The organism is Lysobacter sp. BMK333-48F3 (assembly GCF_019733395.1).
Classification (GTDB): domain Bacteria; phylum Pseudomonadota; class Gammaproteobacteria; order Xanthomonadales; family Xanthomonadaceae; genus Lysobacter.
In genome coordinates this window covers 2,624,339-2,639,079 of sequence record NZ_JAIHOO010000001.1, presented here as the reverse complement: position 1 = coordinate 2,639,079, position 14,741 = coordinate 2,624,339, and the positions used below count along the sequence as shown (strand labels likewise).

General features: G+C 69.3%; 9 protein-coding genes and 1 riboswitch. Of the genes, 6 read left to right on the top strand and 3 right to left on the bottom strand.

All coding sequences use genetic code 11. From position 1 onward, the window contains the following. Positions 1-352 precede the first annotated feature (352 nt). The 4 genes from K4L06_RS11185 to K4L06_RS11170 all read left to right on the top strand — a co-directional run bounded on the left by K4L06_RS11185 (position 353) and on the right by K4L06_RS11170 (position 5,601). A complete protein-coding gene (locus tag K4L06_RS11185) occupies positions 353-2,704 on the top strand; it encodes a ribonucleoside-diphosphate reductase subunit alpha (RefSeq protein WP_255595602.1) in 2,352 nt (783 codons plus the stop codon). 132 nt (positions 2,705-2,836) lie between these two features. Continuing rightward, positions 2,837-3,853, top strand: coding sequence for a ribonucleotide-diphosphate reductase subunit beta (locus K4L06_RS11180; protein WP_221671459.1), 1,017 nt, complete (start codon positions 2,837-2,839; stop codon positions 3,851-3,853). A gap of 205 nt (positions 3,854-4,058) precedes the next feature. Further along, complete coding sequence (locus K4L06_RS11175; protein WP_221671458.1) at positions 4,059-4,430, top strand: acyl-CoA thioesterase; 372 nt, start codon at positions 4,059-4,061, stop codon at positions 4,428-4,430. 124 nt (positions 4,431-4,554) lie between these two features. Next, positions 4,555-5,601 (top strand): aldo/keto reductase, encoded by a 1,047-nt coding sequence (locus K4L06_RS11170; RefSeq protein WP_221671457.1) that lies wholly within the window; start codon positions 4,555-4,557, stop codon positions 5,599-5,601. Positions 5,602-5,688: 87 nt separating this feature from the next. Here K4L06_RS11170 and K4L06_RS11165 read toward each other — a convergent pair whose 3' ends face one another. Together K4L06_RS11165 and K4L06_RS11160 are read right to left on the bottom strand one after the other, a co-directional pair. Then, on the bottom strand, positions 5,689-7,824 hold the full coding sequence (locus K4L06_RS11165; protein ID WP_221671456.1) for a TonB-dependent siderophore receptor: 2,136 nt from the start codon (positions 7,822-7,824) through the stop codon (positions 5,689-5,691). 110 nt (positions 7,825-7,934) lie between these two features. After that, positions 7,935-9,089: a hypothetical protein gene (locus tag K4L06_RS11160; protein ID WP_221671455.1), complete on the bottom strand. Its 1,155-nt coding sequence runs from the start codon at positions 9,087-9,089 to the stop codon at positions 7,935-7,937. 314 nt (positions 9,090-9,403) lie between these two features. Further along, positions 9,404-9,671: riboswitch (cobalamin riboswitch) on the top strand. A gap of 189 nt (positions 9,672-9,860) precedes the next feature. On the opposite strand from K4L06_RS11160, the gene metE reads away from it, so the two are divergent. Further along, positions 9,861-12,140: a 5-methyltetrahydropteroyltriglutamate--homocysteine S-methyltransferase gene (gene metE, locus K4L06_RS11155; protein WP_221671454.1), complete on the top strand. Its 2,280-nt coding sequence runs from the start codon at positions 9,861-9,863 to the stop codon at positions 12,138-12,140. Positions 12,141-12,840: 700 nt separating this feature from the next. On the opposite strand, the gene gap is transcribed toward metE, so the two are convergent. Beyond that, on the bottom strand, positions 12,841-13,845 hold the full coding sequence (gene gap, locus K4L06_RS11150; protein ID WP_221671453.1) for a type I glyceraldehyde-3-phosphate dehydrogenase: 1,005 nt from the start codon (positions 13,843-13,845) through the stop codon (positions 12,841-12,843). A gap of 266 nt (positions 13,846-14,111) precedes the next feature. Between gap and K4L06_RS11145 the strand changes: the two genes are divergently transcribed. Next, positions 14,112-14,735, top strand: a complete 624-nt coding sequence (locus tag K4L06_RS11145; protein WP_221671452.1) for an OmpW family outer membrane protein — start codon at positions 14,112-14,114, stop codon at positions 14,733-14,735. The last annotated feature ends 6 nt before the right edge of the window (positions 14,736-14,741 follow it).

Sequence of the window (14,741 nt, the reverse complement as noted above, 5' to 3'; positions counted from 1 at the left end):
TCGTCGCCGTCGCGTCCGTCCGTTTCGGCGCCATGCGCGGAACGGGCCGCGCCCGTCTCGGCGCGTGCGACACCCTGCCAGCACGCTCCCGAGTTTCCGCGCCCGCGGGGGCACGGCCGTGCCATCGGCGACGCCGCGCGCGCGGCCCGTCGCGATGGCGCGTCCGCACTCTCCGCACGCCGTCCTTCGCGGGAAGGACGGCGACCCGTGCGCCCATGCCCCGGAGACGCCCATGACCACGCTCGCCACCGATCCTTCCGTCGCCGCCGCCCCCGCCGGCGCCGCCCCGCCCCGCCAGGACGCCTCCGCCGCGCCCGGCTTCGCCCTGACGCCGCCCGCGGCCAACCTCACCATGAGCGTGACCAAGCGCAGCGGCCGCCGCGAACCGGTCGACCTGAACAAGATCGTGCGCGCGGTGACCCGCTGCGGCGAAGGCCTGTACTCGGTCGATCCGATGCGCGTGGCCACCCGCACCATCTCCGGCCTGTACGACGGCGCGACCACCCGCGAACTCGACGAACTGTCGATCCGCACCGCCGCCCTGCTGACCGCCGAGGAGCCCGAGTACGGCCGCCTCGCCGCGCGCCTGCTGGCCGGGGTGATCGAGAAGGAAGTCGCCGGAGTCGAGATCCACGCTTTCTCGCAGTCGATCCAGCGCGGCCACGAACTCGGCCTGATCAACCAGCGCCTGCTCGAATTCGTCCAGGCCCATGCGCGCAAGCTCAACGACGCGATCGACCGCGGCCTGGACGCCCGCTTCGACTACTTCGGCCTGCGCACCCTCTACGATCGCTACCTGCTGCGCCACCCGACCGCGCGCACCGTGATCGAAACCCCGCAGCAGTTCTTCCTGCGCATCGCCTGCGCGCTCAGCGAGGACGTCGGCGACGCCCTGGCGCTGTACCGGCGCATGGCCCAGCTCGACTACATCCCGTCCTCGCCGACCCTGTTCAACGCCGGCACCACCCACGAGCAGCTGTCGAGCTGCTTCCTGCTGGACTCGCCGGACGATTCGCTGGAAGCGATCTACAAGCGCTACATGGACGTGGCCAAGCTGAGCAAGTTCAGCGGCGGCATCGGCCTGAGCTATACCCGGATCCGTTCGCGCGGCTCGCTGATCCGCTCGACCAACGGCCTGTCCAACGGCATCGTGCCGTGGCTGAAGACCCTCGACGCCTCGGTCGCCGCGGTCAACCAGGGCGGCAAGCGCAAGGGCGCGGCCTGCGTGTATCTGGAGCCCTGGCACGCCGACGTCGAGGAATTCCTCGAACTGCGCGACAACACCGGCGACGAAGCGCGCCGCACCCATAACCTCAACCTGGCCAACTGGATTCCGGACGAATTCATGCGCCGGGTCGAAGCCGACGGCGATTGGTCGCTGTTCGACCCGGCCAAGGTGCCGCAGCTGACCGACCTGTGGGGCGAGGCCTTCGAGCGCGCCTACCACGCCGCCGAAGCCGCCGGCCTGGCGACCAAGAAGGTCAAGGCGCGCGACATCTACGGCCGGATGATGCGCACCCTGGCGCAGACCGGCAACGGCTGGATGAACTTCAAGGACAAGTCCAACCGCGCGTCCAACCAGACCCTGCGCGACGGCAACGTCATCCACCTGTCGAATCTGTGCACCGAGATCCTCGAGGTCACCTCGCAGGACGAGACCGCGGTGTGCAACCTGGGCTCGATCAATCTCTCGCACCACGTCGAGATGTACGAGGACGGCAAGGGCGCGTTCGACTTCGACAAGCTGGCCGAGACCGTGCGCCTGGCCGTGCGCCAGCTCGACCGCGTCATCGACCTGAACTTCTACCCGATCGAGACCGCGCGCCGCGCCAACCTCAAGTGGCGCCCGGTCGGCCTGGGCTCGATGGGCCTGCAGGACGTGTTCTTCAAGCTGCGCCTGCCGTTCGACTCGGAACCGGCGCGCAAGCTCGCCCAGGAGATCGCCGAGGCGATCTATTTCCACGCCCTGTCGGCGTCGAACGAGCTGGCGATGGAGCACGGCCGGCACCCGGCCTTCGCCGACACCCGCGCCTCGATCGGCGAGCTGCAGTTCGAAGCCTGGGGCGTGACGCCTTCGCAGCCCGAGCGCTGGGATGCGCTGCGCAAGCGCATCGCCGAACACGGCCTGCGCAATTCGCTGTTGATCGCGATCGCCCCGACCGCGACCATCGCCTCGATCGCCGGCTGCTACGAATGCATCGAGCCGCAGGTGTCGAACCTATTCAAGCGCGAGACCCTGTCCGGCGACTTCTTGGTGGTCAACAAGTACCTGGTCGAAGAGCTCAAGCGCCTGGGCCTGTGGACCGCGGACATGCGCGACCGGATCAAGATGGCCGAAGGCTCGATCCAGGCGGTGAACGAGATCCCCGAATCGCTGCGCCAGGTCTACCGCACCGCCTGGGAGCTGCCGATGCGCTCGCTGATCGACATGGCCGCCGACCGCGGCGCCTACATCGACCAGAGCCAGTCGCTCAACCTGTTCATCGAAAGCCCGAACATCGGCCAGCTCAGCTCGATGTACATGTACGCCTGGAAGAAGGGCCTGAAAACCACCTACTACCTGCGCTCGCGCCCGGCGACCAAGATCGCCAAGACCACGGTCAGCGCCCCGGCCGCTGCGGCCGCGCCCAAGCCGGAATACACGCCCAGCGAGGCCATCGCCTGCTCGCTGGAAAACCCGGAAGCCTGCGAAGCCTGCCAGTAACGCGCCGCAAAGCCCCTCTCCCGCATGCGGGAGAGGGGTTGGGGTGAGGGCCGCGCGCCCGCACCGCCCTCATCCGCCCTTCGGGCCCCTTCTCCCGCGCGCGGGAGAAGGGAAAAGCATCAAGGAACCACCATGTCCATCGCTCCGCCCCGCCTGCTCGATCCCGGCTTCGATCTCACCCTGCGGCCGATGCGCTATCCGCATTTCTACGAGATGTACCGCGACGCGATCCGCAACACTTGGACCGTCGAGGAAGTCGATTTCTCGCAGGACGTCAACGACCTCAAGCACAAGTTCGGCCCGGCCGAGCGGCACCTGGTCGAACGCCTGGTCGCGTTCTTCGCCACCGGCGACAGCATCGTCGCCAACAACCTGGTGCTGAACCTGTACCAGCACATCAACGCGCCGGAAGCGCGCATGTACCTGTCGCGGCAGCTGTACGAGGAAGCGCTGCACGTGCAGTTCTACCTGACCCTGCTCGACACCTACCTGCCGGATCCGAACGAGCGCGCCAAGGCCTTCGCCGCGGTCGAGAACATTCCCTCGATCCGGGCCAAGGCCGAGTTCTGCTTCCGCTGGATCGACTCGATCCAGGGCTTGAAGCGGATCGAGACCCGCGAGCAGCGCCGCCAGTTCCTGCTCAACCTGATCTGCTTCGCCGGCTGCATCGAAGGCCTGTTCTTCTTCGCCGCCTTCGCCTACGTCTACTACCTGCGCTCGCGCGGCCTGCTCAACGGCCTGGCCTCGGGCACCAACTGGGTGTTCCGCGACGAGAGCTGCCACATGGCGTTCGCGTTCGAAGTCATCCGCACCGCGCGCGAAGAGGAACCCGACCTGTTCGACGCCGACCTGCGCGCGCAGGTGGTGAAGATGTTCGAGGAAGCGGTCGAATGCGAGTGCCTGTTCGCCCAGGACGTGCTGTCCGGCGGCGTGGTCGGCCTGTCGCTGAAGGACATGCGCCAGTACCTGCAGTACTGCGCCGACCAGCGCATGGTCCAGCTCGGCATGCCCAAGCATTTCGGCGCGTCCAATCCCTTCGCCTTCATGGATCTGCAGGACGTGCAGGAAGTGACCAATTTCTTCGAACGCCGGGTCTCGGCCTACCAGGTCGGCGTGCAGGGCGAAGTCGCGTTCGACGAAGCGTTCTGATCCGCTCCGAAGCCCCTCTCCCGTTCACGGGAGAGGGGTTGGGGTGAGGGCGCGCCCCGCCCGGCGCCTCCATCGCTCCCTCCCCTCGCCCCACTCCTCCCGGCCCCGCACTTGCTTCGCTCGCCGCAAGCGTGGGAAGGCACGCATTACCTGTTGTCCTGGAATGTTCGACCTCATCGACTCCCCCGCTGCCGACTCCGCCGCCATGACCGAAGCCCGCATGACCGAAATCGTCTTCCCCGACCACACCAATCACCTGGGCACGCTGTTCGGCGGCCAGGCGCTGGCGTGGATGGACAAGGCCGCGTTCATCGCCGCCTCGCGCTATGCCCGGCGCACCGTGGTCACCGCGCGCTCGGAACAGATCGACTTCCATACCGCGGTGCCCAAGGGCGCGCTGGTCGAGCTGGTCGCGCGGGTGGTCGAAACCGGCCGCACTTCGATGCAGGTCGAGGTCGAGATGCACAAGGAAGACCTGCTGTCGGGCGAGTCGCAGCTCGCCACCCGCGGCCGCTTCACCATGATCGCGCTCGACGCGAACGGCGCGCCGACGCCGGTGCCGCCGTTGCCGCGCTGAGCAAAGTCCCCGCGCCGCGTTTCTACGGCCCGCATTCGCGAACGGCTCGCCAGCGCAAGCTGCGGATATTACGCCTGCGCCCCGCTTCCTAGACTGCGCGCACTTTCCCCATCAGGAACTGCGAATGCGTCTGGACCATTACCGCACCCTCGGCCGCTCCGGCCTGCGCGTCAGCCCGGTCAGCCTGGGCACGATGACCTTCGGCGACGACTGGGGCTGGGGCAGCGACCGCGAACAAGCGCGGCAAGTGTTCGATCTCTACCTCGAACGCGGCGGCAACTTCTTCGACAGCGCCAACTTCTACACAGGCGGCAGCTCCGAGCGCCTGCTCGGCGAGTTCGCCCGCGGCCGCCGCGACGCGCTGGTGATCGCGACCAAGTACTCGCTGAGCATGGATCCGGCCGACCCCAACGCCGGCGGCAACCACCGCAAGAACCTGCAGCGTTCGGTCGAGGCCAGCCTGCGCCGGCTCGGCAGCGACTACATCGACCTGCTGTACCTGCACGCCTGGGACGACACCACTCCGGCCGAGGAAGTGATGCGCGGCTTCGACGACCTGGTCCGCGCCGGCAAGGTGCTCTACGCCGGCGTCTCCGACCTGCCGGCCTGGCAGGCCGCGCGCATGCAGACCCTGGCCGAGCTGCGCGGCTGGTCGCCATTGATCGCGCTGCAGATCGAAGCCAGCCTGGCCCAGCGCGACGGCGAGCGCGAACTGCTGCCGATGGCGCAGGCGCTGGGGCTGGGCGTCACCGCCTGGTCGCCGTTGGCCTCGGGCGTGCTGAGCGGCAAGTACGGCCGCGCCGACCTCGATCCGGCCGGCGCCCAGGGACGGCATGCGGTGGCGATCGGCAACGGCGCGCTGACCGAGCGCGCGCTGGACATCGCCGAGGTGGTCAAAGCCGTCGCCCAGGACATGCGGCGCACCCCGGCGCAGGTCGCGCTGGCCTGGCTGCTGCAGCGCCAGCAACCGATCGTACCGGTGATCGGCGCGCGCACCCCGGCGCAGTTGCTGGAGAACCTGGAGGCGCTCGAGGTGGTGTTCGAGCCGGCGCAGTTGCAGCGCCTGGACGAAGCCAGCGCGGTGCGCCTGGGTTTCCCGCACGACTTCCTCGCCCTGCCCGGCATCCGCCAGGCCATGCTCGGCGCACGGCCGATCCAGCGCGGCTGGTGACCTGTTCGGCGCGGAGGGCGTCGCGCGTTCGACGACGCCGGCGAAACCGCGGGCGCGCGCCGCTGCGGCGCGCGCCCGCGGCATGGTTCAGAAGCGATAGTCCACGCTCAGCCCGAGCGTGCGCGGCGCGCCCGGCGCGTTGAAGCCGTCGACCGAGCCGTGCGCGGAGGCGTAGTAGCGCTTGTCGAACGCGTTCTCCAGGCGCAGGCGCCAGTCCCAGGGGCCGCTTTGGTAGCGCAGGTTGAAATCGAAGCGGGTGAACGCCGGCAACGCGGTCTGGTTGGTCGGCGCGGCGTACTGCAGCGCCACGTGCTGGGCCAGGCCGCCGACGCTGAAACCGCCGCCGAGCGCGTACTCGGCGTACAGCGACGCGCTGTGGCGCGGGGTCAGCGGCGAAGTGCGGCCCTGCAGGGCGACGCCGTTGGCGACGTTGTTGGACTTGACGATCTTGCCGTCGAGGTAGGCGTAGCCGGCGTACAGGTCCAGGCGCTGGTCCAGCAACGACGCGGCCAGGCCGAGCTCGACGCCGCGGGTGCGCTGGGTGCCGACGCCGATCTGGCGGCGCGGGTCCAGCGGATCGGTGGTCTTGATCCGCTCGCGCTCGCTTTCGAACAGCGCCGCATCGAAGCTCAGGCGGCCGTCGGCGCGGGCGAACTTGTAGCCGATCTCGCGGTTGGCGGTGGTCTCCGGGCGCAGGTCGACGTTGACCGTGCTCAGCGGCAGGCTTTCGGCCGAAGGCTGGAAGGACTCGCCCCAGCTCGCGTACAGCGACTGCTGCGAGCTCGGCATCCAGATCAGGCCCAGGCGCGGGCTCCACTCGCGGTCGGTGCGCTGCAGCTTCGGCGCGAGCGGGTTGAGCCGGTCTTCGGTGCGCTGGCGATAGTCGTCGTAGCGCAGGCCCAGCACCGCCTTCCAGCGCTCGCTCAGGGCGACCTGGTCCTGCAGGTAGAGCGCGGCGTTGCGCAGGCGGCTGCGCGCGGCCGCTTCGGCGCGCGGGTTGAACACCGGCCGGTCCAGCACCGGCGCCAGCAGGTCGATAGGCGTGGCGCGGCCGCCATAGCTGGCCTGGTCCTTGCGTTCGTCGCTGAACTCGGTGCCGATCAACAGGCGGTGGCGGGCGCCTTCGTAGACCAGGTCGGCCTGGGCGAACCAGGCGCGCTGGTCGCGGTCGTTGCCCGCATGGCGTCGGTTCGACAGCCAGCGGCCGTCGCGCAGGAACGGATTGCCGGTGATCAGGGTGTTGCGCCGGCGCAGCTCGTAGTCGGTGCCGCGCAGGCTGGCGCGCAGCTCCCATTGCGGCGCCAGCGCCTTGCTGTAGACGGCGCTGAAGACCTCGACCCGGGCCCGGCTGTAATCGTCGCGGCGGGCGTCGGCCGAGCCGTAGTAGGTGTCGATCGGCACGTCCACCGGACGGCCGAACAAGCTGGGCACGCCGAAGTCGGTGACCCGTTCGTCGCGCTGCGCGCTGGCCTGCAGCAACAACTGGCCGCCGCCGAGTTCGAAACGATACGAGGGCGCGATCAGCCAGCGCTCGATATAGCCCTGCTCGCGGAAGCTGTCGGAATCCTCGACCGCGCCGACCAGCCGGCCCGCGCCGACGCCGAGCGGACCGGTCAGGTCGAACTCGCCGCGCCGGCCGCCTTCGCTGTCGGCGTACAGGCGCAGCTTGCCCTGGGCCGCATCCAGCGGCTGCTTGCTGACCCGGTTGATCAGGCCGCCGGAAGAACCGCGCCCGAACAGCATCGCCGCCGGCCCCTTGAGCACTTCGATCCGCTCGACGTTGGCCAGGTCGCGGTAATACATCGCGTCGTCGCGCACCCCGTCGAGGTACTGGTCGGACAAGGCGCTGAAGCCGCGGATCGCGACCTGGTCGCGTTGGCCGTCGCCGTTGTTGAGCCCGACGCCCGGCACCAGCGCCAGCATCTCGTTGAGCGAGCGGCCGCCCTGGGCGTCGATCAGCGCGCGCGGCAGCACGGTCACCGCCTGCGGCACTTCGATCAGCGGGGTATCGGTCTTGGTCGCGCTGCGGCTGCGCGCCGCGCCCAGGCGCGGACCGGCGACGCCGTGGACCTGGATCTGGTCGAGTTCGTGCACCGGCGGCGCGGCCTCGGCCGCGGCGGGTCCGGCAACGACGGGCTCGGCGGCGAGCGCGGCCGACGGCAACAGGCACAGCAAGGCCAGCGTCAGACGCGCCGGCGCCGGCCGCAAGGGGGTAGCGGACATGCGGAAAACTCCTGCTAAGGCGAATGGCTCGAGCCCTGCAGGCGCTCTGGCTAAGCGGAAAATTTTGCGTCAGCGATGACGGTCGGCGCAAGCCGACCGTGCGCGCGGCCTCATTCGCGGCGCGCGGCGCCGTTCTTCGGCGAGACATTCTTGGGCGAGACATTCCTGCGCGAGACGAGCTTGTCCGCCACGTCTTCTTCCGCCACGGCCGCGGACAACGGCGGCAGCACCGGTTCGTGCAGGTACAGGTCGGCCGGGCTGTCGTGCGGGCAGCTGCGGTCGGGGAAGCCGTGGCGCGACTGCACTTCGCGCGCGCAGTCCGGCAGCGCGCCGAAATCCTTGCCGGAGGCCATGCATTGCGCGTCGACCTCGCGCCGCACCTGCTCGCGCCGGCGCACGAAGTCCTCGCCGCACTTGCGGGTCAGGCGGATCCGGTCGAGGTCGTCCTGGGCCGCGTTGCTGCCGTCCAGGCCGTACAGGGTCAGTTCGTCGGGCGTCAGGATGCGCAGGTCGCGGTTGGCGACGGTCATCATCAGGTCGGCGACCGCGGTGGCGACGCCGTTGCGCTCCAGGTAGTCGCGCACTTCGCGGTTGATCGCGCGCAGCTCGCGGCTGAGTTCGGCGCGCGAGGTCGCGGTCGAGCGGTCGCGCATCAGCCGGTGGATGCCGACCTTGCCTTCGGCCGACCGGGTGTCGCCGGCGGCCAGCACCAGCACGCAGGCGCTGTGGCAGACCGCGCCCTCGCGCACCCAGATCGACCAGCCCGACTCGGCGATCGAATCGCCGGCGCGGATCGCCTCTTCGACGTGGCCGCCGCTGGAATCGATGTCGAGGATCCGGGTCGGGATCTCCATCCGCGCGGCCATCGCCGCGACCCGCTGCACCAGGGCGGTGAAGCCGGCGCCGATCTTGCCTTCGTAGCGCACCCGCACCACCCCGGCCGGCTGGCACGGCGCCAGCGCGTCGACCAGGCTGAAGAAATCCAGGCCGCTCAGCGGCTCGCCGTCGCCGTCGGCCTGGTAGTCGTAGCCGCAGCTGATCCGCGCGGTGCCGTTGTCGAGCTTGGCCGGCGGCCAATAGGTGCCGCGCAGGACCTCGGCTTCGCTCGGCGGCGCCGAGGCGTTCGCCGGCAGCGCCCGCGCCGTCTCGTTCTGGCTGCCCAGGGTCACGCTCTCGGCGCCGGCCGGAGCCGGCGCGGCGTCTTTGCCGCAGCCCGCCAGGCCCAGCAGACACAACCCCAGCGCAAGCGACCATCTGTAAAACATGTTCCACCCATCGGATTCGAGATCGCGGGCCGTCCCGGGCCCGCATCGCGCAGCGTCGCGACGCTGCCACGTTAGCCGCAGCCGTTATCCGACTCAACGGCATCGCGACGCCGCGAGCGGCCGCCGCTGCCGCGCGCTTCATCTTCGTCGGCGGCGCATGAACGCCAGCCGGCGAAATCCGCCCGGCGCGCCGGTCGCCGACGCCCTCGGCGCGCAGCCGGCAGACCGGGCAAAGCCGCACGCCCCGCGCACGCGCCGATTGACTCCGCCGGCCGCGCTGCGTAACTTGGCGCCGTTACGGTGAACATCGCTTCATAAAGATAAAGCGATGCGACACGCCGCCACCGGTCCGCCGGCGGCGGCCAGAGGGAATCCGGTGCGAATCCGGAGCTGCCCCGCAGCGGTATGGGAAACGAACGGGCCTTGGCACTGGGCGATCGCCTGGGAAGCGGCCTTAGTAGGAGAAGCCAGAGGCGAGAAAAGAGTGGCCGGGAACGAGCGAGTACTCGTTCCTCGTTTCTCCGCACTCGTTGCCGGCTCAAGTCCCGAGCCCGAAGACCTGCCGCGACCGGAAGGTTCGCCTTCCGTCCGACTCCGGCCCGTGCGCCGGTCGCGCGCCTCGCGGTGCCGGCCGCTGCGCGGATCCGGTTCGCCCGCGGGGGCGAAGGTCGACACCAGGGCAGACCGCAACCGGGCGTACAGCGCCGGGTCGGCGCCGCCGTGGTCTCCTTCGTTGCCCTGCGTCATGCCCACGCATCGCAGGTACTCATCATGATCAGCGTTACCCATCTCGGCTTCCCGCGCATCGGCGCGCGGCGCGAGCTCAAGCAGGCCCTGGAATCGTTCTGGAAAGGCGAGACCGCGGCCGACGCCCTGCACGCCAGCGCCGCCGCGCTGCGCGAGCGCCACTGGCGCCTGGCCAGCGCCGCCGGCGCCGACAGCGTGCCGTGCAACGACTTCTCCCTCTACGACCAGGCGCTCGACGCGTCGGTGCTGTTCGACGCGATTCCGGCCAGCCATCGCGAGTTGTACGAACACGACCCGCTGGCCGGCTACTTCGCCCTCGCCCGCGGCGTGCAGGACGGCCGGCGCGATCTGCGCGCGCTGGAAATGACCAAGTGGTTCGACACCAACTACCACTACCTGGTGCCGCAGTTCGAGCCCGGCCAGCGCTTCGCCCTGCGCGCCGACAAGCCGCTGGCCGAACTGGCCCAGGCCCAGGCCCTGGGTCTGCAGGCGCGGCCGGTGCTGCTGGGCCCGGTGACCTGGCTCAAGCTCGGCAAGCGCCGCGACGGCGGCGACCCGCGCGAGCTGCTGGATGCCTTGTTGCCGGCGTACGCGCAGTTGCTGGAACGGCTCAAGGCCGCCGGCGCGCAATGGGTGCAGATCGACGAGCCGGCGCTGGTGCTCGACCTCGACGACGCCGATCGCGCCGCTTACCGCCGCGCCTACGCCGCGCTGGCCGAGGCCGACGCGCCGCAGCGCCTGCTGACCACCTACTTCGGCGGGCTCGGCGACAACGCCGCGCTGGCGGCGCAGTTGCCGGTGCAGGGCCTGCACCTGGACCTGGTGCGCGCGCCGCAGCAACTGGAAAGCCTGCTCGCCCTGCTGCCGGCCGAGCGCGCGCTGAGCCTGGGCGTGGTCGACGGCCGCAACATCTGGCGCGCCGACCTCGACGCCGCGCTGAGCCTGGCCCGCCGCGCCGGCGCGCGCGCGCAGTGGCTGGCGCCGTCGTGCTCGCTGCTGCACGTGCCGACCGATCTGGAACTGGAGCGCAAGCTGCCCGGGCCGCTGCGGCAGTGGATGGCCTACGCCAGGCAGAAGATCGAAGAGCTGCGCCTGCTCGCCGACGCCCTGGCCGGCGACGAAGGCGCCGCGCGCGAACTGGCCGCGGCCGCCAGCGCGCGCGCCGCGCGCCTGGCCTCGCCGCTGCTGCGCAATCCGCAAGTGCGCCGGCGCCTGGCCGACGTGCGTCCGGAAATGAGCCGGCGCGCCTCGCCGTATCCGCGCCGGATCGCCTTGCAGCAAAAGCGCCTCGGCCTGCCGCCATTCCCGACCACCACCATCGGCTCGTTCCCGCAGACCGCGCAGGTGCGGCGCGCGCGCGCCGAGCACAAGGCCGGGCGCCTGGACGACGCCGGCTATCGCCGCTTCCTGGAGCAGGAAACCCGCGACTGCCTGAAGGAGCAAGAAGCGCTGGGCCTGGACCTGCTGGTGCACGGCGAGTTCGAGCGCAACGACATGGTCGAGTACTTCGGCGAGCGGCTCGACGGCTTCGCCTTCACCGCCCACGGCTGGGTGCAGAGCTACGGTTCGCGCTGCGTCAAGCCGCCGGTGCTGTACGGCGACGTGGCGCGGCCCAAGCCGATGACGGTGCGCTGGACCCGCTACGCCCAGACCCAGACCGCGCGCCCGGTCAAAGGCATGCTGACCGGCCCGGTGACGATCCTGCAGTGGTCGTTCGTGCGCGACGACCAGCCGCGCGCCGACAGTTGCCGGCAGATCGCCCTGGCCCTGCGCGAGGAAGTGCAGGACCTGGACGCGGCCGGCATCGCCGCGATCCAGATCGACGAACCGGCGTTGCGCGAAGGCCTGCCCCTGCGACGCGCCGACTGGCCGGCCTACCTGGCCTGGGCCGGCGACAGCTTCCGCCTCGCCGCCAGCGGGGTCAGCGACGCGACCCAGATCCACACCCACATGTGCTACGCCGAGTTCAACGACATCATCGAGGCGGTGGCCGCGCTGGACGCCGACGTGATCTCGATCGAGACCTCGCGCTCGCGGATGGAACTGCTCGACGCCTTCGCCCGCTACCGTTATCCCAACGGCATCGGCCCGGGCGTGTACGACATCCATTCGCCGCGGGTGCCGAGCGAGACGGAAATGCGCGAGCTGCTCGACAAGGCACTGGAAGTGCTGGCGCCGGAGCAGTTGTGGGTGAACCCGGACTGCGGCCTGAAAACCCGCGGCTGGCCGGAAGTGCGCGCGGCGTTGCAGGCGATGGTGCAGGCCGCGCGCGGCCTGCGCGAGTCGGCCGCCGCGCCGGCCTGAGCGACCCGCAAGCTTGCGCTTTTGCTGTTGTTTTTGTTTTTGCTTTTGCTTTTGAGCTTGGCGTCGCAACGGACTCGCGAGAACGCCCTGAAGCCCCGGAGGGCGGCCCGCAAGGATGCGGGCCGTGCGCAGCCAGGCCAGGGATGGCCTGTGCGGAGCAGTCCCGCGCAGGCTCCGTCCCATAGTGGCTTTTGATTCGAAACAGCCATGGCGTTTTCTTTGGTTACTTTCTTTGTCGCCTTGGACAAAGAAAGTGACCCGGCCGCTTGCGGACGGAAGCTTTGCTTTGAGCCTTTAGAGCCTTCGAATACAGACGCTGCGAGACCGCAGCAGCGCGGTCGCGGCTTATGACCGTAGGAAATCCCTGTGGGACGCCGCTCCTACAGGAGGCGCAGGACAAAGACGCGGCGAGCGGGCGGGATGGCGGTCGCGGCTTATGACCGAAGGAAATCCCTGTGGGACGCCGCTCCTACAGGGGGTGCAGGACAAAGACACGGCGAACGGGCGCGATGGCAGTCGCGGCTTGTGACCGAAGGAAATCCCTGTGGGGCGCCGCTCCTACCCTTCGCGATGGGATTGGGCTTCGATCGATGACGAAGGCGTTGATTCCTCTGCGCGTCCCGCGGACAAAGAAAAAGCCCCGCGGATGCGGGGCTCTTCCGGATCGCTGCCGGGCGCCGACGGCGCCGGCGTACGCCGCTTACTTGCCGGCGACGACCTTGACCATTTCCAGGCACTTGTTCGAGTAGCCCCACTCGTTGTCGTACCAGCTGACCAGCTTGACGAAGGTGCCGTCCAGGGCGATGCCGGCCTCGGCGTCGAAGATCGAGGTGCGCGCGTCGCCGCGGAAGTCGGTCGCCACGACCTTGTCCTCGGTGTAGCCCAGCACGCCCTTCAGCGCGCCTTCCGACTGCGCCTTCATTTCGGCGCAGATCTCGGCGTAGGTGGCGTCCTTGTTCAGCTCGACGGTCAGGTCGACCACCGACACGTCCGAGGTCGGCACGCGGAACGACATGCCGGTGAGCTTCTTGTTGAGCTCCGGGATCACCACGCCGACCGCCTTGGCCGCGCCGGTGCTGGACGGGATGATGTTCTCCAGGATGCCGCGGCCGCCGCGCCAGTCCTTGTTGGACGGGCCGTCGACGGTCTTCTGGGTCGCGGTGGCGGCGTGCACGGTGGTCATCAGGCCGCGCTTGATGCCCCACTTGTCGTTCAGCACCTTGGCCAGCGGGGCCAGGCAGTTGGTGGTGCACGAGGCGTTGGAGACGATCGCCTCGCCCTTGTAGGTCTTGTCGTTGACGCCATAGACGAACATCGGCGTGTCGTCCTTGGACGGCGCCGACAGCACCACCTTCTTGGCGCCGGCGTCGAGGTGCTTCTGCGCGGTGACCTTGTCCAGGAACAGGCCGGTGGACTCGATGACGACTTCGGCGCCGACTTCGTCCCACTTCAGGTTGGCCGGATCGCGTTCCTGGGTCAGGCGGATCTTCTTGCCGTTGACGATCAGGGTGTTGCCTTCGACCGCGACGGTGCCCTTGAAGCGGCCGTGGACCGAGTCGTACTGCAGCATGTAAGCCAGGTAGTCCGGCTCGAGCAGATCGTTGATGGCGACGATTTCGATCTCGTTGCCGAAGTTCTGCACGGCCGCGCGCAGGACATTGCGCCCGATGCGGCCGAAGCCGTTGATGCCTACCTTGATCGTCATTGACTACTCCTGCGGCCGCCCCGGGGCGGGTCGATGGGGAAACCGCCATTCTAACAAGCCCGGCCCACCGCCCGCAGAACGGCCCTCGGAACGGCCGCAGAAGGGCCGGCCGGGGGCCGGCCCGGACGGGCGGCCTGGGGGCCGGAAAAGACTGGGATCGGGGTCAAAGTTTGATTTTGTGGGCCGTCTTTAGAGTGCGCAGTGGCACAAGCCCCGTTCAGCAAGATTACAATCCGGCCTTTCCGACCACCCAGGGGACTCAAGGAATGAACCATCGACTGATCGGCGGCGCCCTCGCCGCAGCCCTCGCCTGCGCGGCCCAGCCGGCCCTGGCCCAGCAAGCCGGCAATTTCACCATCGGCATCGGCGCCCACCAGGTCAACCCGAAGTCCAACAACGGCACCGTCCTCAACGGCGCGGCCCAGCTGGAAATCGACGACAACGTCCAGCCGACCTTCACCTTCGAATACTTCATCCGCGAAAACCTCGGCATCGAAGTGCTGGCGGCGGCGCCGTTCAAGCACGACATCGCGGTCAAGGGCGTGGGCAAGGTCGGCGAAACCAAGCAGCTGCCGCCGACCTTCTCGCTGCAGTACCACTGGAACAGCCGTGGCACCGTCTCGCCCTTCGTCGGCGTCGGCGTCAACTACACGACCTTCTTCAGCGAGAAGACCAGCGGCGCGCTGGACGGCCTGGATCTTCGCCTGGAAGACTCGATCGGCGTCGCCGCCCACGCCGGCATCGACTTCATCCTGACCGAGCGCAGCGCGATCCGCGTCGACGCGCGCTGGATGGACATTTCCTCCGACGTCGAAATCGAAGGCCAGAAGGTCGGCAAGGCCGAGATCGACCCGACCGTGTACGGCCTGGCCTACGTGATGAAGTTCTGATCCGCG

Excerpts from the sequence above, each read along its gene's own strand:
- K4L06_RS11145 (WP_221671452.1), top strand. The coding sequence starts at position 14,112 with ATGAACCATCGACTGATCGGCGGCGCCCTCGCCGCAGCCCTCGCCTGC.
- gap (WP_221671453.1), bottom strand. The coding sequence starts at position 13,845 with ATGACGATCAAGGTAGGCATCAACGGCTTCGGCCGCATCGGGCGCAAT.
- metE (WP_221671454.1), top strand. The coding sequence starts at position 9,861 with ATGATCAGCGTTACCCATCTCGGCTTCCCGCGCATCGGCGCGCGGCGC.
- K4L06_RS11165 (WP_221671456.1), bottom strand. The coding sequence starts at position 7,824 with ATGTCCGCTACCCCCTTGCGGCCGGCGCCGGCGCGTCTGACGCTGGCC.
- K4L06_RS11160 (WP_221671455.1), bottom strand. The coding sequence starts at position 9,089 with ATGTTTTACAGATGGTCGCTTGCGCTGGGGTTGTGTCTGCTGGGCCTG.
- K4L06_RS11185 (WP_255595602.1), top strand. The coding sequence starts at position 353 with ATGAGCGTGACCAAGCGCAGCGGCCGCCGCGAACCGGTCGACCTGAAC.
- K4L06_RS11170 (WP_221671457.1), top strand. The coding sequence starts at position 4,555 with ATGCGTCTGGACCATTACCGCACCCTCGGCCGCTCCGGCCTGCGCGTC.
- K4L06_RS11180 (WP_221671459.1), top strand. The coding sequence starts at position 2,837 with ATGTCCATCGCTCCGCCCCGCCTGCTCGATCCCGGCTTCGATCTCACC.
- K4L06_RS11175 (WP_221671458.1), top strand. The coding sequence starts at position 4,059 with ATGACCGAAGCCCGCATGACCGAAATCGTCTTCCCCGACCACACCAAT.